Origin of the sequence: Aerococcus sp. HMSC062A02, assembly GCF_001809535.1 — a bacterium.
In the GTDB taxonomy this organism is placed as follows: domain Bacteria; phylum Bacillota; class Bacilli; order Lactobacillales; family Aerococcaceae; genus Aerococcus.
The window spans coordinates 1-20,293 of record NZ_KV797919.1; the positions used below are offsets into that span (position 1 = coordinate 1).

19 protein-coding genes are annotated in these 20,293 nt (G+C 42.7%); 17 read left to right on the forward strand and 2 right to left on the reverse strand.

The features are described 5' to 3' along the window. Positions 1-569: 569 nt before the first annotated feature. Entirely contained in the window at positions 570-1,463 is an 894-nt protein-coding gene (locus HMPREF2626_RS03370) for an SIR2 family NAD-dependent protein deacylase (RefSeq protein WP_246818918.1), read from the forward strand. A 1-nt stretch (position 1,464) separates the two neighbouring features. Then, entirely contained in the window at positions 1,465-2,493 is a 1,029-nt protein-coding gene (locus HMPREF2626_RS03375; protein ID WP_070617435.1) for a lipoate--protein ligase, read from the forward strand. 373 nt (positions 2,494-2,866) lie between these two features. Here HMPREF2626_RS03375 and HMPREF2626_RS03380 read toward each other — a convergent pair whose 3' ends face one another. After that, positions 2,867-3,391: a DNA-3-methyladenine glycosylase I gene (locus tag HMPREF2626_RS03380; RefSeq protein WP_070617438.1), complete on the reverse strand. Its 525-nt coding sequence runs from the start codon at positions 3,389-3,391 to the stop codon at positions 2,867-2,869. 168 nt (positions 3,392-3,559) lie between these two features. Here HMPREF2626_RS03380 and HMPREF2626_RS03385 point away from each other — a divergent pair, with 168 nt between their 5' ends. From HMPREF2626_RS03385 to rplT, 4 genes are all read left to right on the forward strand, one after another. Then, a complete protein-coding gene (locus HMPREF2626_RS03385) occupies positions 3,560-4,396 on the forward strand; it encodes a MetQ/NlpA family ABC transporter substrate-binding protein (RefSeq protein ID WP_070617441.1) in 837 nt (278 codons plus the stop codon). Between the two features lie 404 nt (positions 4,397-4,800). Continuing rightward, positions 4,801-5,325: a translation initiation factor IF-3 gene (infC, locus tag HMPREF2626_RS03390; RefSeq protein ID WP_141744574.1), complete on the forward strand. Its 525-nt coding sequence runs from the start codon at positions 4,801-4,803 to the stop codon at positions 5,323-5,325. A gap of 30 nt (positions 5,326-5,355) precedes the next feature. After that, the gene (rpmI, locus tag HMPREF2626_RS03395; RefSeq protein ID WP_067975318.1) at positions 5,356-5,556 is read left to right on the forward strand and encodes a 50S ribosomal protein L35; all 201 of its coding nucleotides are present in this window, start codon (positions 5,356-5,358) and stop codon (positions 5,554-5,556) included. A gap of 33 nt (positions 5,557-5,589) precedes the next feature. Further along, complete coding sequence (gene rplT / locus HMPREF2626_RS03400) at positions 5,590-5,949, forward strand: 50S ribosomal protein L20 (protein ID WP_070617447.1); 360 nt, start codon at positions 5,590-5,592, stop codon at positions 5,947-5,949. A gap of 604 nt (positions 5,950-6,553) precedes the next feature. On the opposite strand, the gene HMPREF2626_RS03405 is transcribed toward rplT, so the two are convergent. After that, positions 6,554-7,534, reverse strand: a complete 981-nt coding sequence (locus HMPREF2626_RS03405) for a nuclease-related domain-containing protein (RefSeq protein WP_070617450.1) — start codon at positions 7,532-7,534, stop codon at positions 6,554-6,556. 326 nt (positions 7,535-7,860) lie between these two features. On the opposite strand from HMPREF2626_RS03405, the gene HMPREF2626_RS03410 reads away from it, so the two are divergent. The 11 genes from HMPREF2626_RS03410 (at position 7,861) to HMPREF2626_RS03460 (ending at position 20,292) form a co-directional block, all read left to right on the forward strand. Continuing rightward, positions 7,861-9,279 (forward strand): alanine/glycine:cation symporter family protein, encoded by a 1,419-nt coding sequence (locus tag HMPREF2626_RS03410; RefSeq protein ID WP_070617453.1) that lies wholly within the window; start codon positions 7,861-7,863, stop codon positions 9,277-9,279. A 536-nt stretch (positions 9,280-9,815) separates the two neighbouring features. Then, the gene (locus HMPREF2626_RS03415; protein WP_070617456.1) at positions 9,816-10,583 is read left to right on the forward strand and encodes a YveK family protein; all 768 of its coding nucleotides are present in this window, start codon (positions 9,816-9,818) and stop codon (positions 10,581-10,583) included. Continuing rightward, the gene (locus tag HMPREF2626_RS03420; protein WP_070617459.1) at positions 10,583-11,314 is read left to right on the forward strand and encodes a CpsD/CapB family tyrosine-protein kinase; all 732 of its coding nucleotides are present in this window, start codon (positions 10,583-10,585) and stop codon (positions 11,312-11,314) included. The genes HMPREF2626_RS03415 and HMPREF2626_RS03420 overlap by 1 nt, the downstream gene beginning before the upstream one ends. A 59-nt stretch (positions 11,315-11,373) precedes the next feature. Then, a complete protein-coding gene (locus tag HMPREF2626_RS03425) occupies positions 11,374-13,173 on the forward strand; it encodes a nucleoside-diphosphate sugar epimerase/dehydratase (protein ID WP_070617462.1) in 1,800 nt (599 codons plus the stop codon). Between the two features lie 85 nt (positions 13,174-13,258). Continuing rightward, on the forward strand, positions 13,259-14,371 hold the full coding sequence (locus tag HMPREF2626_RS03430; protein WP_070617464.1) for a DegT/DnrJ/EryC1/StrS family aminotransferase: 1,113 nt from the start codon (positions 13,259-13,261) through the stop codon (positions 14,369-14,371). A gap of 6 nt (positions 14,372-14,377) precedes the next feature. Next, on the forward strand, positions 14,378-14,998 hold the full coding sequence (locus tag HMPREF2626_RS03435; protein ID WP_070617467.1) for a sugar transferase: 621 nt from the start codon (positions 14,378-14,380) through the stop codon (positions 14,996-14,998). Further along, complete coding sequence (locus HMPREF2626_RS03440; protein ID WP_070617470.1) at positions 14,985-15,614, forward strand: acetyltransferase; 630 nt, start codon at positions 14,985-14,987, stop codon at positions 15,612-15,614. Before HMPREF2626_RS03435 ends, HMPREF2626_RS03440 begins: the two co-directional genes overlap by 14 nt. Positions 15,615-15,624: 10 nt before the next feature. Further along, positions 15,625-16,758: a glycosyltransferase family 4 protein gene (locus HMPREF2626_RS03445; protein ID WP_070617473.1), complete on the forward strand. Its 1,134-nt coding sequence runs from the start codon at positions 15,625-15,627 to the stop codon at positions 16,756-16,758. A 21-nt stretch (positions 16,759-16,779) separates the two neighbouring features. Then, positions 16,780-17,796, forward strand: a complete 1,017-nt coding sequence (locus tag HMPREF2626_RS03450; protein ID WP_070617476.1) for a glycosyltransferase family 2 protein — start codon at positions 16,780-16,782, stop codon at positions 17,794-17,796. 7 nt (positions 17,797-17,803) lie between these two features. After that, on the forward strand, positions 17,804-19,231 hold the full coding sequence (wzy, locus tag HMPREF2626_RS03455) for an O-antigen polysaccharide polymerase Wzy (RefSeq protein ID WP_070617479.1): 1,428 nt from the start codon (positions 17,804-17,806) through the stop codon (positions 19,229-19,231). Next, on the forward strand, positions 19,228-20,292 hold the full coding sequence (locus HMPREF2626_RS03460) for a glycosyltransferase (RefSeq protein ID WP_070617482.1): 1,065 nt from the start codon (positions 19,228-19,230) through the stop codon (positions 20,290-20,292). The genes wzy and HMPREF2626_RS03460 overlap by 4 nt, the downstream gene beginning before the upstream one ends. Position 20,293: the final 1 nt, after the last annotated feature.

Consider the following 20,293-nt stretch of genomic DNA (forward strand, 5'->3'; position numbering starts at 1 on the left):
ATTTACCTTCGAGCTAATCTTAGTATGTTTGCTTTTTCATGGCTAACGATCAAACTCAAGCTCCACTCCTGCTCATGAAATGAATTGTAAAAAAATTCTGCGTTATAAAAATAATAGGTGATTGGTGCTGTGGGCATGCGGTGCGCTATTGAATTGGCCCCTTGAATTTAAGAGGATCAAGAACGGCTGGCGCCGTCTTGTATTGTATCCCTAAGTCTCTGACGATCCGACCGCTAATCACCACGGATCGATCCCCGGTCTCTCAGCTAGCGAGCTTCAAAGGGCTAGTAACGGCCATAAGGGAGGTGGTTGTGACCGTAGCCGGCCCAGTAACGGTCATAAGGGTAGTCGTTGTGTCCGCATCAGACCCTGTAAGTGACAAAAGGATGATAGTTATGTCCGTATCAGTTCCTCCAAGTGACAAAAATAGCAGCTGTGTAACTATTGCTAGTTTTCCTTCCTCGTAAGATAGCTTGCTGGATTAAGATAAGGAACAAGCAGAAAGGCATGAAGAAAGCGCTCATATGCGTTATAATATAGGATGTATGTTAGAGAAGGAGGCGGCAATTTTGACACAAAATTGGCAAGTTTTAGCGAGACAAGACCAAGTTTCCCAGGCTGAGCTCTTGCGAGAGGCCTTGGACGAGGCAGAGGCGATTCTAGTCGGCGTCGGTGCGGGCATGGGGGCGGCAGATGGTTTCACTTATGTGGGGCCGCGCTTCCAAGAAGCCTTCCCGGACTTTATCGCCAAGTATGGCTGGCTAGATATGTTCCAGGCTAGCGTCTTTCCTTTTGCCGACGAGGCGGAATCTTGGGCCTTTTTCAGCCGTTTTGTCAAGTTGAATTATTTGGATCAGGGTGTGGGGGCCTCCTATGTGCGGATGCGCCAGGCCTTGAAGGGGCGGAACTACCATATCATTACCTCCAATGCAGACAATGCCTTCGAGCAGGCAGACTATGATCCCGACAAGGTCTTCGACGTCCAGGGCAAGTACATCCTCATCCAGTGCATGTACGGCTGCCATCCCAAGCGCTACCGGATTGATGACCTGGTCCTTGAAATGGTGGACCGCCAGGAAAACATGCGGGTGCCTGAAGAATTGATTCCCCAGTGCCCCGAATGCGGCCAGCGGATGGAGCTCAACCGACGCAACCACTGGGACTGGATGGTGGAAGATCAGGCCTTCAAGGAAGAAAAAGTCCGCTATGACAGCTTCCTGGCCCGCAACAAGGATAAAAAGCTCCTCCTCCTAGAGATGGGCTGTGGCTATATGGCACCCCAGGTCATTAAACATCCCTTCCAGGACATGGCGGAGGCCTTCCCTCAAGCCCTCTATCTAACCGTTAACCTAAAGGACTACCGGATTCCACCAGCTATCCGGCCCAAGACCATCTGGCTGGAAGCCGACATCCGTCAACTCCTAGCAGACCTTGAGAATTTAGACGAAAGAAGTGATCGATAAGATGTATATTATTGAAATGAAGCGCGATGGCGAGTGGATCTACAATGGGGCGGTTGCCATGGCCATGCAGGTCTACGCCCAGAACCATATCTTCTTGGATGAGCCCATTCTCTTTCCCTATATGACCGATCCTTTTGTTCAGATTGGCCGCTACCAGAACGCCATGGAGGAAGTCAACATGGACTATGTGGAGGCCAATGATATCCAGATGGTCCGCCGGGATACAGGTGGCGGCACGGTTTACCTGGACCGGGGTGAGATTAATATTTGCTTCTTGATGGACAGCCAGGACACCAATGCCTTCTCCAATTTCGATAAGATGTACCAGCCCGTGATGCAGATCCTCCGTGAGATCGGGGTGGACCAGATCGAGAAGAGTGGGCGCAACGACTTGATGGTGGACGGTAAGAAGGTCTCCGGGGCCGCCATGACCATGAAGAATGGTCGGGTCTACGGGGGCTACTCCCTGCTTTTTGACGTAGACATGGACAATATGGTCAACGCCCTCCGCCCCAACCAGAAGAAGATCGAGTCGAAAGGGATTAAGTCGGTCCGCAGCCGGGTGGGGAACTTGCGCGACTATGTAGACCCTGAATACAAGGACCTAACTAGCGAGGAGTTCCTGGAACTCATCCTGATCAAGACCGCTGGTGTGGATTCCTACGATCAAATCAAAAAATACCAGTTGACCGATGAAGACTGGGCCGCTATCGACCAAATGATGGAAGAAAAATACGCCAATTGGGACTGGATCTTCGGCGCCTCCCCACGCTTCGAATACAACCGCAACGAACACTTCAAGGGAGGCACCTTCGACATCAGCCTGGCCATTGAACAAGGCCGGATCAAGGATTGCAAGATCTACGGTGACTTTTTCGGCAGCCAGCCGATTTCGGATATCGAATCCGCTCTGGTTGGAACCCCGCTCCGCCGCCAAGACCTCCTCGACCAGCTCAGCCAATTCGAGCTCAGCCAATACTTCGGCACCATCACAGCGGAGGAAATTGTGGGCTTGATCTTGGAGCAGTAAAATGAGCATCCGTTCCGTTATTGAAGTTGGCCCTTGAATGCTTAATACTTTAATAATTAAATATCACAAAAAAGCACGACGCCTTACTTTGAGGAATCGTGCTTTAATATTGTTTTGGAGATTGATTAATTTTAGTTTGCAATCTTCAAAATAATTTATTGGTTTTTGATTATGAGCAGTAGTGGAGTTTGACTTTGGTCGTTAGCCATGAACAAGCAAAGCGAATTACGGCTAGTAGGCGTTAGCCGCACTAGCCGTTTGAGTCTTGCTAGGTGAGGGACCTTGACCCGAACCGGTGCCATGGCATTTTAATGACCAAAGTCAAAACGAAACGAAGGCTCATCCATGCAATTAGTGAAATAATCTTATAATATTAGGCCAAATCACAGTTTGCTTGATGGGGGTTAAAGGCGCCGATGGCTTCGAGAAAGGCAGTCATAGTGGCAGGACCGATATAGGTGAAGCCGTCCTTTTTCATCGCCTTAAGAAGCTTTTGGCTGAGGGCTTCATGAGAGTCGGTCTGGTCTTTGGCGGCAGCGATCAAGTCCCAGAGGTAATCAGCGAAGGTCTCGTCATCGGTCAGGCGGTCAACTAGGACTTGAGCGTTGTGGATAATGGCTTGAATCTTGCGCCGGTTGCGGATGAGCCGGCTGTCTTGGAGGAGGCCCTGGTATTTATAGCGGTCATAGCGGGCAATCTTTCGGTAGTCGAAGTGACTGTAGGCCGAATCGAAGTCGTCGGCCTTCTTAAGGACGGTTTCCCAGGACAGGCCACCTTGCATAATTTCCAGGCTCAGGGCTTTGAAGAGGGCCTGGTCATCGGTGGTCGGTCTGCCCCAAATCTGATCATGGTAGGCAATAAGTTCAGGCGTTGTCGCCCAGCTGCAACGTGCTGTCATCTGTTTAGGTCATCCTTTCCATTGGCTTTAACTTTATTATAGCATGCTTGGTCAGGGATGATGGGAAAGAACTATCAGTTGGGAGGGGGCTTTCATTGCTCAAAGGGCAAGGCATGTGTTAAACTAAGATCATAAACTTATAAAAAGTAAGCAGATAGGAGTGTTCGTATGCACAAATTTAAAACAGCGCTCGTTGCCGCCTTGGCCCTTTTGATTCTGGGGGCTTGCGGCTCTAAGCAGTCCTCACAGAACGAAGCAGCCGCTGAGGATGGCCAGGAGATCCGCCTCGCTACCTCGCCAGGTCCCTATAGCGACCTCTTCCTTGACCTCGTTAAACCCCTCCTCGAAGAAGACGGCTATCAGGTGACAACTGTCGAATTCACAGACTTGCGTGAGGCAGACGTGGCCCTCGAAGAGAAGGCCGCTGACCTCAATATCGAGCAGCACACCCTCTACATGGAGAACTTCAATGAGGAAAAAGATGCTCACCTGACCAATATCCAAGCCCTGCCAACCGTTCCGATGGCCATCTTCCCAGGCCAAAAGAATAGCTTCGATAGTCTAGAAGCTGGCGACCAGGTTGGGGTGCCTGATGACCCGTCGAATCTGTCGCGTGCCTTACTCTTATTAGAGAAAGAAGGCTTGATTCGACTCGACCCCAATGCAGACAAGGCCAATCTGAATGTGGAACACATTACTGAGAATCCCAAAAATTTGAAGATTGAAGTCATCAGTTCACCAAACTTGGCTCGGACCACACCGGACCTGGCCCTAGCGGCTATCCCAGGTTCCCGTGCCTTCGATGCGGGCATCGACTTCCAGACTGCTCTGGCCTATGAAGACGTCGCTCCAGAATTCATGCTCCAGTTGGTCGTGCGTGAAGAAGATAAGGATAAAGACTGGGTCAAAGCGGTTTCTGAAGCTTACAAATCAGATCAAGTCAAAGACGCCGTTGAAAAAATTAACCAAGAATCCAGCCAGGCCTACTGGATCTTACCGGAATAACTGGCTTAGAGCGCGCGTGACCACAGGCGATTAGGCCCAATTATTGAAAAGATGTCTTGTTTAAATAGAGCCGGGAGCTTGTACTCCTGGCCTTTTTTATGTTTGGGCTGAGCAAGATGCCCGCCCTAAAATGGCATGTCAGAGTGGAAGGTGGTCAAGATATTTTTTGAATTTTCCCTTGACCGGGGAAGAGGGGCATGATATGATAATAAAGTGAGACAAGAAGCAGAGACTTACTCGTTTCTCACCTGAGTTGACAAAGACGTCCTCGGGTTGATAGATTCAAGTGCACAAGGGGAACCTTGTGTGAGTAGCGACGGGTAATTTTAATTTTCCGTCGCTTTTTCTATGCTGAAATCTCAATATATGATGAATGCAAATTTGGACTATGGAGGGGGATAATTATCGCAAAAGAAAAAGATAACATCGTCAATGGGTCAATCCGAGCACGTGAAATGCGTGTCATTGATCCAGAGGGTGAACAGTTGGGGGTTCTTTCTAAGAATGAAGCCCTAGATAAAGCGAGTGAATTCGAGCTGGACTTAGTACTCGTATCACCAGGTGCTAAGCCACCTGTTGCTCGGATTATGGATTACGGGAAATTCCGTTACCAACAACAACGTAAAGCGCGTGAACAACGCAAAAACCAACGGACCATCCAAGTGAAGGAAATTCGTTTGAGCCCAGCCATTGATGACAATGACTTCAATACGAAATTGCGTCAAGGTCGCAAGTTCATCAAGAAGGGTGACAAGGTTAAGGTATCGATTCGTTTCAAGGGCCGTGCGATTACGCACAAGGACTTAGGACGTGAAGTACTGGAACGTTTTGCTGACGAGATGGGCGATATCGCCACTGTTGAGCAAAAACCTAAAATGGAAGGCCGGTCTATGCAATTGATGCTAGCACCTAAGCCTGAAGACAAATAATCCAATGATCAAAAATGGGAGGAAATTATTATGCCTAAACAAAAAACACACCGTGCATCGGCTAAACGCTTCAAATTTACCGCTTCAGGTAAGTTAAAACGTAGTCATTCAGAACGCTCTCACCGTTTCCATGGTAAGACTAAGAAACAACGTCGTCAGCATAAACCAGCTGCAATGGTTCATCAATCTGACCAAAAACGTATCCAACAAATGTTAGATACTTACAAATAAGCAATAATCTAGAGAAACAAGGAGGAATTTCGAATGGCTCGAGTTAAAGGTGGAACAGTTAGTCGTAAAAGACGTAAAAAATATATTAAATTAGCAAAAGGTTACTACGGTTCTAAGAGTGTAAACTATAAGATGGCTAAACAAGCTGTCATGAAATCTTATATGTACGCTTACCGCGACCGTCGTCAGAAAAAACGTGACTTCCGTCGCCTATGGATCACCCGTATCAATGCCCAAGCACGTGTTAACGGCTTAAGCTACAGCAAATTAATCAACGGCTTAAAACAAGCAGGTATTGAAATCAACCGTAAAATGCTTGCTGACCTTGCAGTCAACGATGCCGATGCCTTCGCATCAATCTGCGACCAAGCAAAAGCAGCATTGAATAAATAATAGAATTCATGCGTGAAGCACCGCCTTTCGAGGCGGTGCTTTTCCTTTTGAGCTAAGAGTGGTTGGCGGGCGTTAGGCCCGCCTTCCTTATATTGTATAGAGAGATGAGAAAAGCAGAGGCCGAAGCCTCTGCTTTGACATTTTGGGTGGGAATTGCTTTGGGAAACGGCCTATTTTAGAGAGAAGGGGCAGTAATTGGGTTGAGAAATTGCCATATCGCAAGGGAAGAGGCAATAACAGGGCGAGAAGCTGCCTCAAGTTCAGGGGGAAGGCAATAACGGAGCGAGAAGCTGCCTCAAGTTCAGGGCTAAGGCAATAACGGAGCGAGAAGCTGCCACAAGTTCAAGGCTAAGGCAATAACAGGGCGAGAAGCTGCCCCAATTACAGTGTTAAGGCAATAACAGGGCGAGAAGCTGTCCCAATTACAGGGTTAGGGCAATAACGGAGCGAGAAGCTGCCCCAAGTTCAGTGTTAAGGACATAACAGGGCGAGAAGCTGCCCCAATTTCAGAGCAAATTCAATAACAGAAGCAGAATCCATTAATTTCAAAGAGCAGATGCATTGATTTGAGGGCTATAGCTGAAATATTAAGCAACATGTCTTACTAGGTCAAAAATTTTTGATGGATGCGATAATAATCGCGATCTAAGTCTATGGGCCAAACAATTCTTTGATAAATTTCTGGATTTGTTTTGAAAGGATTGTGGTAGGTATTTCTCTTTATGCGCTCAAAATTTTGATTAAGGAGACGGTGGAGGCTACGGTTCGAACATTGCTCAGATAAAAACTTCCGTGCTAAAGAAAAGCTTAGTGGCTGGTCGTAAAGTAGTACGGCGAGCTCACATAGGTGACGAAGAAGAAGGCTTTCGGAATCTTCAACAAAGCCGCATGACTTGCAAGCGATTTTCCGACGGCGGTAGCTATCTCCTAATTGTGCCCGACACCGCCAACAATAAATCCCTCCTTCCATCCGCAGCCAGTGGTCAGTTGTGACTTGGCACTTCTCATAGGGATTAGCGACTAACTTCCCTTGAAACAGGCTCAGGAGTCGGTCCGTGTGATAGCGCGTGGGTGCCTGTGCCACCCCCTTCAAAAATCCCCAAATATCGTTGCGACGTAAGATACCGTACGGCCAAGTTGAATCGACGGTCACTTGATGGCGCTCATTAATGAAGGCGAGGTAGGATTGCGTGCCTTGGGGGCGGCCTTGTCCGCCCATCTCTTGGTTGAAACGATCGACCATCCGTTCTAGTTGGATAAAAATATTGTGGCGCCAGCGCTTGTCATTGAGGTAAAAAGTTCCCGCTTCATAGCGGACCGCTGACCGGTAATTCTTGACGTCAAAGAGATAACAACCACTGGGACAGACGAGAATCGCGTCCACTTGGGTGGGGTTAGCCTCGCCAAAGTAACAATCGGTCAGTAAGTGAAAGTCCCCGGTCAAATACTTCTTCAGAATGCGCTGGAACTCCCACTCGCCCCAGTAGCCCTGACGTAAGGCGTGCAGGCGTTCGGTTTGGCCGGCGCCCAAACACTGACGGTGGTCCAAAATTTCTAAAGTTAACAATTCATGGGTCATCTGCATGGTAAATCCCTCCTAATCATATATAAACGAAAACGTCTAAAATTCATCAAACAAAAGACAATGTGATAAAATCTCCCTAAACCAAATGCAATAATTGTTCAAAAATTAAGAAATTGATACATACCAGTTACATATGGAAGAAAAACTAACGTCCAACAAATTCCCGAAATCACGCTTAACATCCAATTAAAAGTGTTACAAAAACTAACATTCACCCATAAATTATAAGTATAGCCAATCATAAAATAAAGATTAGAAATTGACGGCAATCATATTTCCGTTTATTCTTGAGAAAATGAAAACTTTCTAAAGAGGAGGAGATTTTGATGTCAGAAATGATTACAGGTTTCTTGAGTCCAATCAGCGATTTCTTATACTATCCAGTCCTGATTGTCTTACTATTAGGCGTGGGCCTTTATTTCACATGCCGAACCAAATTCGTTCAATTGAGTAACTTTAAGGAAGCTATCCAGGTGGTTTTAGAAGCACCGGAGGAAGAGGGCTCGGTGTCCTCCTTCCAGGCGCTGATGATTTCAACTGCCTCACGGGTGGGGACCGGAAATATTGTCGGCGTAGCAACAGCCATCTGCTTAGGGGGCTACGGTGCGGTCTTCTGGATGTGGGTTGTCGCACTGATTGGGGGCGCTTCTGCCTTCATCGAATCCACCTTGGCTCAGATCTACAAGCGGCGTGATGCGTCGACGGGCGAGAGCTATGGGGGACCGTCCTACTATATCGAATCGGCCCTCCACAGTCGGAGCTTGGGGATTATCTTCTCCATCTTCTTGATCCTGACCTATGCGGTGGGCTTCAACATGCTGGCCGCCTTCAACCTTCGTGACTCCTTCCAGGTCTATGACTTCTATAGCCCACAGTGGACACCTATCCTAGTGGGGGCAGGCCTCGCCCTGGTCACAGCCTACTGTATCTTAGGTGGGGGCAAGCGGATCATCCAGTTCACCAGCTTCCTCGTTCCCTTCATGGGGATGATCTACGTGGCGGTGGCCGTCCTCATGATTATTATGAACCTCAACTACATGCCCACCGTCTTCAAGCTCATCTTCCAAGATGCCTTCAACTTCAAGGCCATCTTCTCTGGGATTGCGGGCTCAAGTATGATGTATGGGATCAAGCGGGGCCTCTTCTCCAACGAAGCCGGGATCGGGTCAGCACCTAACGCCGCTGCTGCCGCCCACGTCTCTCACCCCGTCAAGCAAGGCATGGTTCAAATGATGTCTGTCTTCATCGACACCCTAGTGATCTGCTCGGCAACTGCCTTCATGTGCCTGAGCTCTGGTGTCCAACCAACGGCAGAATTGTCCGGTGCCCCTTATGTCCAAGCCGCCCTGTCTACCTTCCTGGGCGACTATGGCAACTTCTTCATTACCCTCTCCCTCATGCTCTTTGGCTTCACCACCCTGATCGGTAACCTCTACTACGTGGATAACAACCTGGCCTACATCTTCGGCAAAATGCCCCGGGCCTCCTTCATGGTTGCCTTCCGCCTCATTGCTGCCGGGATCATCTTCCTCGGCGCCATCCAAGAAGCCGACCTGGTCTGGTTAATGGCTGATGTCATGATGGCACTCATGGCCTTGATCAACCTGCCTTCCATCCTAATCCTTGGCAAAACAGCTCTAGCCGCACTCGCTGACTACAACAAACAGCGCAAAGCGGGCCAAAAACCCGTCTTCTACGCCCGGGATATCGGCCTAGACGACAGCCAATTGGACTATTGGAAATAAACCACTTAGCCCAATAAGAATACATACGCTGTCCATTCTGCGAGAGCATCTGCTTCGTTTTGAATGGACGTGTTCAACGTCCCCTTAGAGTAACCACTAAAAGCTGCTCTAAGGGGATTTTATTTCTACTAATAAAGGATAGTCCTTCAATTAGCCATCCTATCTTGGAATCAAAAGATTAGGATTCAAACCACCACAGAGGATTTTGAGTATCGAGTCGTTCGCGACAGATCATTGATGAGAAGAATGGACGGGTTGACCAATCATAAGACCTGGCTAACAAACAATGATGCGCTCCATTCACCCGCGCCATGCCAGGCAACTCGAAGGTCAAAGCCAAGGCGGGTAAAAATACTGTATATTGTCATCGATTTGTAATATAAAAACTATGAAAAAAGCGTGAAATATCCTATAATTTCCTTTAAGATTATAGATAGTGTAAAAAGAGTGTCGGCTAAAGAAGACCCCATTTTTTAGACGAGCTTTTTTTGTGAATAGAAGCCGGTACTCGTTCGGAGTACCGATGAGGAGGCAATATGGAAACGACTGAAGAAATTTCGCTCGTAGAACTCTTTCACATTCTACGGCAGGGCTTAGGACGGATTATCGTCACTACCGTGGCTGGCTTGGCTGTTGCGGCCGTGCTGACCTTTGTCGTGATGACCCCTAAGTACCAATCAACGACTGACTTGGTGGTTAATGACACCAATTCCAACAGTGAGCAGGTGGACCAATCCACCCTCCAGGCGAACCTGACGCTCTTGAATACCTATCAGAGTATCATCAAGAAGCCCGTGGTCCTGGAGAAGGTGATTGAAGAGACGGGAGTGGATTTGAGCGTCCAGGAATTGAACGACATGATCAGTGTCCAAAACGACAACAACTCCCTGGTCTTCTCGGTAACGGTTCAATCCACCTCACCAAAAGTGTCTGCGACTTTAGCGAATGCGATTGCTAAGCACTTCTCTGAAGAAGTCAAACGGATTATGAACGTCAACAACGTATCCATCCTGACCGTGGCAGAACCCGCCCAAGGACCGGTCTCACCCAAACCTATCCTGAATCTCTTGATTGGGGCCATTATCGGGGGCGCCATTGGAGTTATCTGGCAACTCATCCGCTATGCGACGGACCGGACCGTCAAGGATGAAGCCTTCTTCGACGAGATTGGCCTGCCCGTACTCGGCATGATTCCAGAACTCTCAGACAAAGAATTGACCGAATCCCGACTCAAGTCCCTCTCTAGCCAAAAAACATCCGAAGCGCGTCGGAGCTTCCGTCGCCGGAAAGGGGGCCAAGACTAATGTTTAACCGCAAAGATAAAAAAATCGAACAACTCAATCGCAACCAACGCCTGGGGGCTTCGATGATTACGGCAGTCAAGCCCAACCATCCCATCTCAGAAGCCTTCCGGACCGTGCGGACCAATATTGAATTCTCCATGGTGGACGGGACCCTCAACTCACTCATGTTGACTTCAACCGGTCCCTTCGAAGGGAAATCCACAGTAGCAGCCAATCTGGCCTCCGTCATGGCCGACACCGGCAAGCGAGTCCTCTTGGTCGATGCCGACATGCGCAAACCCACTGTCCGCAACACCTTCAACCTGAAGACTAATTACGGACTGACCAATCTACTGACCCAGGGCGAAGCTCAGACCATGGATATGATCCGCTATGTGCCGGAAGCCAATGTCTATGTCCTGGCAGCAGGACCTAAACCGCCTAATCCATCTGAGCTGCTTCAATCTCATAAGATGAACGACCTAATGAAGACTCTAGAGACCATGTTCGACCTGGTCATCTACGATGCACCGCCCCTACTCTCAGTGGCAGATTCCCAGATCCTTTCGCGTAAGGTCGACGGCGTCGTCTTCGTGGCTCGGGAAGGGATCGCTGAACGGCCCAATATCATCAAGGCCAAGGACCTGCTCGATGCAGCCGAAGCCAATATCCTGGGCGTGGTCTTCAATGGTGTCTCTAAGGAACATTCAGGCTATGGCTACGGTTATGGTTACGGCCATGAGGAAGACTAAGCCGTCTCTAGCTCACTAATTCTTCCTGGTATCGAACATAATAGAATAGGAAGTGAAAGATGTCTCGTAAAGCAAAAAAACTCATCCTTATGCTCAACGACTTGGTCTGTGTGGGTGTAGGGGCCCTCTTAACGATTTATTTCATTAAGTATTATGTGGCGACAGATTTTGGCCACTATTCCTTAGTTACTGCCATCTACTATCTGATCTATGTTCTCGCTGGGCTCTACTTTCATAACTTCTCTGCCCTCGTGCGCTTCTTCGGTCTGCGAGATGCCCAGGAGATTGTCATCTCTAACCTGATAGCTGGGGCAGGTGCCTTCATTGTGGGAACCATTCTATTTACCGTGATGAGTCACCGGTATTTCTTCTTGCTCTTGCTCTTCGCTACCGTCGGCATGCTCTTGACCCGAGTGGCTTGGCGGATTTATATCGACCGTAAGAATGGGGTCAAGATGGCCGAGAATGAAGCGACGCGACTCCTAATTGTTGGAGCAGGGCAAGCGGGCAATCTCTTCATCGAGAACTTCTCCAAGCACCCAGAGAAGTACGCTATCATTGGAGCGGTCGATAATGACCCAGAGAAGCAGAATATCTATATCAAGGGCGTGCCTATCCTAGGAAGGATTGAGGATATCCCACAGATCGTTGATAAGAAGCGGATCGATATGATTACCATTACAGCCCCTTCCATGCCTGCAGATCGGGTGGAAGAAGTGGTGCGTATGGGGAATGATCTCGGGATTACGGTTAACCAGATGCCCGAAGTAGAAAGAGTCCTGGCTGGTGAATACAAGATGGCCATGAAGGAAATCGAAATCTCTGACTTATTAGGCCGAAAAGAAATTGAGCTAGACGATGAACCGGTCATCGATTCCATCTCCAACCAAGTTATCCTAGTGACGGGAGCGGGAGGTTCTATCGGCTCCGAAATCTGCCGACAAATTGTCCGTTTCGGTCCCTCTCAATTGGTCTTACTAGGTCACGGGGAGAATTCCATTTATTTGATTAACCAGGAACTGCGGAGTTTAGAACTCGCTAATACAAAGATTACGCCTGTCATTGCTGACATCCAGGATAAGGAACACTTAGACTTCCTCATGCAACGCTACCAGCCAGATATCGTCTACCATGCGGCGGCCCACAAGCATGTCCCCCTCATGGAATGGAACCCGACCGAAGCGGTTAAGAACAACATCTACGGGACCTACAATGTGGCTAAGGCGGCGGAAAAGGCGGGCGTCAAGAAGTTCGTGATGATCTCCACCGACAAAGCGAATAACCCCCCCAATGTCATGGGGGCTACCAAGCGTATAGCGGAAATGATTGTCACTGGCCTCAACAAGGGCAGCCAGACCACCTTCTCTGCTGTCCGCTTCGGCAATGTCTTGGGCAGTCGGGGATCCGTCATCCCGCTCTTCAAGAAGCAAATCGCAGCGGGAGGCCCTGTCACTGTGACCCATCCTGATATGCGCCGTTACTTCATGACGATCCCTGAAGCCAGTCGCTTGGTTATTCAAGCAGGTGCTCTGGCAGAAGGGGGCGAGCTCTTCATCCTCAATATGGGGGAAGAAGTCTATATCAAGGATTTGGCGAAGAAGATGATCGCCCTATCCGGCCACTCGGAAGATGAGATTGAAATCAAATATACCGGTATGCGTCCTGGAGAGAAACTCTACGAAGAACTCCTCCTCAATGACGAAACCACCGACCGGCAAATCGATGACAACATCTTCGTCGGCCGCGTCCATAACAAGAGCCTCGAAGAAATTAAACGCTTCGTTGATAGCCTGGACCTTGTCACAGATCAGGATGATCTCAATGAGAAGTTGACCCGCTTTGTGCACCGGGATGTGTAATTGAATAAAGAAGAACTCATTTCTTCTTTTAGCATTTAAGTGAGTTCAAATTGAACTCACTTTTTTAGTAAGGAGTAGGTAAAAAATGGAAAGAATCTATTTAGCATCGCCACATATGAGTGATGAAGGTTATGAACAAGCTTTTATTAAAGAAGCCTTTGATACTAATTGGATTGCACCATTAGGTGAAAATGTCAATCAATTTGAAGTTGAATTAGCTGATAAGGTAGGAATTGAACACGCTGCGGCATTAGTTTCAGGGACCTCCGCTATACATTTAGCTCTTAAACATGTCGGTATTCAACCAGGAGATATTGTATTTTGTCAAAGTTTAACATTTTCAGCTTCTGCGAATCCAATTGTTTATGAAGGAGGACAACCAGTTTTCATAGATTCCGAACCAGGTACCTGGAATATGGACCCTAAGCGCTTAGAAGAAGCTTTTACTAAGTATAAACCTAAGGCAGTAATTGCTGTCCATCTTTATGGTTTAGCCGCTAAAATTGATGAGATTAAAGAAATTTGCTCCAAGCATGGTGTGCCATTAATAGAAGATGCTGCTGAGAGTCTTGGTACAATTTATAAGGGCCAATACACTGGGACTTTTGGCGATTATGGTATTTACTCTTTCAATGGTAATAAAATCATTACAACGTCTGGTGGCGGCATGTTAGTAGCTCACGATCCAGCAATCACTGAGAAGGCTCGCTTCTGGGCCACCCAAGCCCGCGAGAATGAACGCCACTATGAACATAAAGAAATTGGCTACAATTATCGGATGAGTAATATTGTAGCTGGGATTGGTCGTGGCCAACTAAAGGTTCTTGACGAACGTATTGAACAAAAACGCCATATCTTCCAAAGCTACCAAGAAGCCTTTGAAGATATTGATGGCATTCAATTCATTACGGAATTCGACGATGAACGCTCCAACTATTGGTTATCTGCTATGTTGATTGCTAAAGACTCTAAGGTTAGTCCAACAATGGTGATGGATACCTTAGCAGAAGATAACATTGAATCACGTCCTATTTGGAAGCCGATGCATATGCAACCTGTATTTAGTGACTGTGATGTGATTGGTGGCGAAGTCGCTGAAGATTTATTTAATCGCGGTCTCTGCCTGCCAAGTGATACCAAGATGACCGATGAAGATATTGAACGTGTGATTCGGATCATCAAATCATTATGGAGCTGATCAGTCATGTATAGAAATTTCCTTAAACGAGGGATTGATTTCTGCTTAGCCTTAATAGCTCTGATCCTTTTATCGCCAGTCATGCTAGTAACAGCCATTCTGGTGCGTAATAAGTTAGGGAGTCCTGTACTATTCAAACAATTACGTCCTGGGAAGAATGAAAAGATCTTTGCCATGTATAAGTTTCGTTCCATGACAGATGCCCGTGATGAAGAGGGTAATTTATTAGCAGATTCTGAACGATTAACCGACTTTGGGAAAAAACTGCGTTCAACTTCATTAGACGAACTTCCGGAATTGTTTAATATCCTTAAAGGGGATATGAGTTTTGTCGGACCAAGGCCCTTACTCATTGATTACCTAAAGCTTTACGATGAAAAGCAAAAACAAAGACAACAAGTGCGACCAGGCTTAACAGGCCTCGCCCAAGTCAATGGGCGAAATGCAACGACCTGGGAAGAGCGCTTCAGCTATGATGTTTATTATGCCAATCATGTCTCTTTATGGTTAGACATTAAAATCCTAGTCAAAACAGTAAAGACCGTTCTGACTAGGGATGGAATCAATAATGAAAATGCAGCAACGATGGTGGCCTTTGAAGGGAATAAGCTAGATGAAGAAGAATAGTCTTTATATCATAGGAGCTGGTGGCCATGGCAAAGTCGTTGCTGACGCTGCCTTACTTATGGACCAGTGGCAATCGATTGCCTTCCTTGACGATCACAAAATTGGTCAAGATATCCTAGGTCTTAAAGTGGTTGGAGGAAGTCAAGATTATCACGCTCTTGACCCAAACGATGCAGAATTTATAGTGGCAATTGGTGATAATGCGACACGTGAGCAAATCCAAAATCAAATAAAAATTGATGGGTATCGTTTAGCTACAGTAATTCATCCGAGTGCGGTCATTGGACGAGAAGTCTCGATTGGTGAAGGAACGGTTATCTTTGCTCAAGTCGTGGTTAACCCATCAACGGCTATAGGTAAGGGCTGTATCCTAAATACAGCTTGTTCCGTAGATCATGATAATCATATTGGTAATTTCGTCCATCTATCACCTGGTGTCAGATTGGCAGGAACAGTATCTGTGGGAGAGCGTACCTGGTTAGGTATTAATGCGACGGTTATTAATAATTGCAGCATTGCTAGTGATGCAGTAATTGGTGCAAGTACTGTTTGCATTGGTAACATTAAAGAATCCGGTACCTATGTAGGCAATCCCGCTAAAAAGATAAGTTATTAGGAGGAAGTTAATGAAAAAAGCTTTGATGTATGCCTCAGTGGCTTCAATGATTGATATGTTTAATATGAATAATATTAAAATTCTAAAAGACTTGGGCTATCAAGTGGATGTTGCTTGTAATTTTGAGGATCGTAGCACGACCACAGATGCTAAAATTGAAGCTTTCAAGAAAAAACTCCACGATTTAGATGTTTCCTACTATCACCTACCAATTCCAAGACAAATCAGCAAAATTGGGGATATCATAAAATCTTATCAGCTATCTAAAAAATTAGCTGAAAAAGATTACGATGTAGTTCATTGTCACTCTCCAATTGGCGCAGCACTTTGTCGTCTAGCCTTTCGTCACTCTAAAACAAAGATCATCTACACTGCTCATGGTTTTCATTTTTATGAAGGAGCTCCTTTAAAAAACTGGTTAATTTTTTATCCTGTAGAAAAAATATTAGCTCGTTATACGGATATTTTGATAACGATTAATCAGGAGGATTATGAACGAGCCGAAACTTTTAATGTTAGAGATAAAGTAGTTAAAGTTAATGGCGTAGGTATCGATACCTCTAAATTCAAAGAAAGAAACTATGCAGAGAAGAATAGCCAATTATTAAATGATCTAAATTTAGATGAAGATGATGTTATTCTTACAAGCGTGGGTCAATTATCAAAAAGAAAAAACCATCGTGTGGTTATAGAAGCTCTTGCTAAACTAAAAAATAGAAAAATTAAATATCTTATTGTGGGAGAAGGAGAGCTTAGAAATGAATTAACCCACTTAATTAAAGAGAATAATCTAGAGGATGAAGTTATCCTATTAGGCTTTCGATCAGATATTGATCAAATATTAGGAATAACAGATATCTTCGTCTTACCGTCTTTGCAAGAAGGATTGCCCGTTTCTTTGATGGAAGCAATGGGGACTGGATTGCCTTGCATTGTGTCAGATATTAGGGGGAATAGAGACTTAATAGACAATAAATTAGGTGGATACCTATGTAATAATGAAATAAATAAATATCAAAAGATGATAAGATTATTATGTATGAGTAAAGATAAACGATTCTTATTTGGAAAATATAATGCAAAAAAAATAAAGAAGTTTGATAAAAATGTGATTAATTTAGAGATGATCAAGATTTACAATTAATTATAGAATAGGGGTAAACTATTGCCTAAAGTAAGTATAATTATTCCAGCATTTAATGCAGAGAAAACTATCGCATATACGATAAATTCTGTTTTGGCCCAAACATATTCTGAATTTGAAGTAATAGTAATAAATGATGGGTCCACTGATAGAACCCTTGAAGAGCTAATTTATCTAGAGAGCCAGGATAGTAGAATAAAGTTACTTAATCAAAAAAATATGGGAGTGTCGGCTGCTCGTAATAAAGGAATTAAATATTCTACTGGGAAATATCTGATGTTTCTAGATGCTGATGACTTTCTAGATAAAATGGCTATTGAAAGTCTAGTCTCTTGTATTGAAAAAGAAAAAGTAGATTGTGTAAGTACTAACTACAAAATTATTTCTAAAAAAACAAAATATATTGATGTAATTGAGTATAGTGAAAAACTATCTTTTAAAGAGATGAAAGATAAATTATATCCTGTATTACTTTGTGATAATTCATTAGTAGACACTTACCATAAAGGGTTATGGACAAAGCTATACAGGAGTAAGATTATAAAAGATAATCAAATTAACTTTTGTACAGATTTGCAAATTTATGAAGACACTTTATTTGTTATGGAATATTTAACTAACTGTCACAGTATTATAAATTTGGCTGATATCTACTTTTATAATTATGTAAACAATAATTCTTCTGTAACAAATAATTATGTATCAAATTGTTGGTTAACACTGAAATTAAGTGCTGAGAGGGCAAAAAAATTAGGAACAAATATAAAAAATATTGATAAACAGTATTCTAATCTGTTATCAAGAAATGCAATAACTTCAATAATTAATGCTACGAAATCTATGGATATTAAAAAAATCCCTCAACGTTTTAAAGAAATTAAATATATTTTATCAGATAAAGATTTAAATCATGAGCTTAGTAAAATTAGACTTAAAGATCTTTCGTTTGCTAGAAAAACTATTATACTTTTAATAAAATATAATATGACTTATATGTTATTCGCACTTTCATATATATATAATGTGGCAAGAGGATGAGTAATCGATGACTAATATAAAACTATTAACGAGCATTAACAAAATAATTATTTTAATTCTTTACTTAGCGCTTATTTTAATTTCAGCCTTTGTATGTTCAAAGAGCTCTGAAATTTATTTTTTGTCAAATTTTTCGATAGTCTCATTTATAATTTTAATTGTTACATTCTGTCTATTTAAGTTCTATACCAAAACTTTGTTTTCTTTTTCTTCTATTTTTATTTTATTACTTTATTTATTTCATTTTGGTCAGGTTTATTTAAATGTGATTGATTATAGTTTTGGTAAATATAAAATGAATTTTATTGAATACTATTCTATTAATGAATTGAAATCTACTTTAATTTTTTCCTTTCTAATTATATTTCTAACATCTTTTGGAATATTAATAAAAATTTCTTTTTATAGAAAAAACTATGAGTTTTTTTCAAAGTATAGAATAAATTTGTCTAAATCTCAATTTAAAAAGTTAGCTTTTTCATTTTTCGGATTAGTGTTTCCAATAAAATTTTATAGAGATTTTTCTTTAATCAGGTATTCAATAAATGGTGGATATTTAAAAACTTTAGAAGCGATAGAGGAGGGGAGTGGAGTAGTAACCGCTTTTTCTTTAATTGCTTATACAGCAATTATAATGTTGATACTATCCAATTATCCTAATAAAATAAAAATGAGAGGCTTAATATTTTTATTTGCAGGATATGAGATAATCACAATGTTATCTGGAGGTAGAGGGATACAAATGGTATTCCTGTTATTATTAGTTTATATTTATCATAATTTTGTTGAAAAATTAAATTTTAAAGGAATTCTCTCGATTAGTTTAATAGGATATATATTAATTTCATTTCTTAATATTATTGCAGTTTCAAGAAATTTCAGTTCAAGTATGCTTCCTAGTTTAAGCACAATACATTCTTCGTTAATTACTAATAATCCTATACTAGATCTTATTGCTGAATTAGGAGGAACAATACAAACTCCTATTGAAATAATGAGACAAGTCCCATACTATCTTTCTTTTGGAAAAGGCAATACATTTATTGGAGGCATATTTAGAGCCTTACCCAATATTGGAGGATTTTTAAATCAAATTTTAGAAGAAACAAATTTTATGTCAAAAATTAAGGCATCAGCTCCAGGAGGCTCTTATATTGGAGAACTTTATTATAACTTTGGATATTATGCGTATCCTTTTGCCATTTTATTCGGTGTTATCATAGAATTTATTTCAAAAAAAATTAGTAATACTATTGTTAATAAAAATTTATTTGAATTTTGTTTATTTGTACCTATATTTATTTTGGGATTATGGTGGGTTAGAAACTATTTTTCTGAAATAGTTAGAGTTGCCATTTGGAATGCTATTTTATTATTAACATTAAATTATTTTATTAATAAAGTTTTTTTTAGAAAAGATAGGAGTAGAATATGAAAGTGTTAAATATAGTTGGCAGCTTAAAAATTGGGGGACAGGAAAATGTAGCGATGAATATTTTAAGATATGCTCCTAAAAATATATTAATTGATTATCTGGTCTTTGATAATGAAGAGTCCCTATATACGGAAGAAACTAAATCCTACGATACGAATATTATTCGTCTTTCACTCGAAAATAAGTATCTATTTTTCAAACGATATTTCAGATTACTAAAAAAAAATAATTATGACGTTGTACATATTCATACCTATTATAGTTCTGGGTATTTAAGTTATATAAGTAAACTAGCTGGAATAAAAAATGTGGTTGTTCATAGTCATACAAAAGGGCCAAGCGGGACAAAAAGTTTATTGAGAAAATTTTATGAAAAAGAAATGAAACAATTAATCGATAAATATGCGGATAATAGAATTGCTGTTAGTAGTGAATCTGGAGAATCTTTGTTCAATTCAAATTTTGAAGTAATTAATAATGGAATTGATATTAATAAATATAAATTTAATGAGGAAAATAGAGAATCAGTTAGAAATCTAATTGGACGAGATTATTTGTTAATTGGTCATGTAGGAAGATTGTCGGAAGAAAAAAATCAAGCTTTTATCATTGACTTGTTACCTGATATATTAAAATATCAATCCAATATACATGTTGTTTTAATTGGAGCTGGGGACGCTTACGAATCTTATTTAAGATTAAAAGTAACACAAGATCAACTAGATGAATATGTGACTTTTGTAGGAGAAACAAATGAAGTCGAAAAATATTTGAGTGCTATAGATCTATTAATATTTCCTTCTATTTTTGAAGGCATGCCACTAACGTTAATTGAAGCTCAAATTAATGGTTTACCTATATTAGCATCAGATAATATTGATCAAAATATTAATCTAGATAACAATATTATTTTTAAGTCTTTGAATGAAAGCAAAAGTGATTGGGCAGAAACAGCACTTAAAATGAAACGAAAAAAAGTGAATTATAGTAATTTTTCTGAATATGACGTAAAAAAATCAATGGATAAAATTTACAGAATATATGGAGAAGGTGGCGAATAGA

What these genes read in the sequence shown, in the direction of transcription:
- HMPREF2626_RS03375 (WP_070617435.1), top strand. Translation starts at nt 1,465, where the DNA reads ATGTATATTATTGAAATGAAGCGCGATGGCGAGTGGATCTACAATGGG.
- HMPREF2626_RS03380 (WP_070617438.1), bottom strand. Translation starts at nt 3,391, where the DNA reads ATGACAGCACGTTGCAGCTGGGCGACAACGCCTGAACTTATTGCCTAC.
- HMPREF2626_RS03385 (WP_070617441.1), top strand. Translation starts at nt 3,560, where the DNA reads ATGCACAAATTTAAAACAGCGCTCGTTGCCGCCTTGGCCCTTTTGATT.
- rpmI (WP_067975318.1), top strand. Translation starts at nt 5,356, where the DNA reads ATGCCTAAACAAAAAACACACCGTGCATCGGCTAAACGCTTCAAATTT.
- rplT (WP_070617447.1), top strand. Translation starts at nt 5,590, where the DNA reads ATGGCTCGAGTTAAAGGTGGAACAGTTAGTCGTAAAAGACGTAAAAAA.
- HMPREF2626_RS03405 (WP_070617450.1), bottom strand. Translation starts at nt 7,534, where the DNA reads ATGCAGATGACCCATGAATTGTTAACTTTAGAAATTTTGGACCACCGT.
- HMPREF2626_RS03410 (WP_070617453.1), top strand. Translation starts at nt 7,861, where the DNA reads ATGTCAGAAATGATTACAGGTTTCTTGAGTCCAATCAGCGATTTCTTA.
- HMPREF2626_RS03415 (WP_070617456.1), top strand. Translation starts at nt 9,816, where the DNA reads ATGGAAACGACTGAAGAAATTTCGCTCGTAGAACTCTTTCACATTCTA.
- HMPREF2626_RS03420 (WP_070617459.1), top strand. Translation starts at nt 10,583, where the DNA reads ATGTTTAACCGCAAAGATAAAAAAATCGAACAACTCAATCGCAACCAA.
- HMPREF2626_RS03425 (WP_070617462.1), top strand. Translation starts at nt 11,374, where the DNA reads ATGTCTCGTAAAGCAAAAAAACTCATCCTTATGCTCAACGACTTGGTC.
- HMPREF2626_RS03430 (WP_070617464.1), top strand. Translation starts at nt 13,259, where the DNA reads ATGGAAAGAATCTATTTAGCATCGCCACATATGAGTGATGAAGGTTAT.
- HMPREF2626_RS03435 (WP_070617467.1), top strand. Translation starts at nt 14,378, where the DNA reads ATGTATAGAAATTTCCTTAAACGAGGGATTGATTTCTGCTTAGCCTTA.
- HMPREF2626_RS03440 (WP_070617470.1), top strand. Translation starts at nt 14,985, where the DNA reads ATGAAGAAGAATAGTCTTTATATCATAGGAGCTGGTGGCCATGGCAAA.
- HMPREF2626_RS03445 (WP_070617473.1), top strand. Translation starts at nt 15,625, where the DNA reads ATGAAAAAAGCTTTGATGTATGCCTCAGTGGCTTCAATGATTGATATG.
- wzy (WP_070617479.1), top strand. Translation starts at nt 17,804, where the DNA reads ATGACTAATATAAAACTATTAACGAGCATTAACAAAATAATTATTTTA.
- HMPREF2626_RS03460 (WP_070617482.1), top strand. Translation starts at nt 19,228, where the DNA reads ATGAAAGTGTTAAATATAGTTGGCAGCTTAAAAATTGGGGGACAGGAA.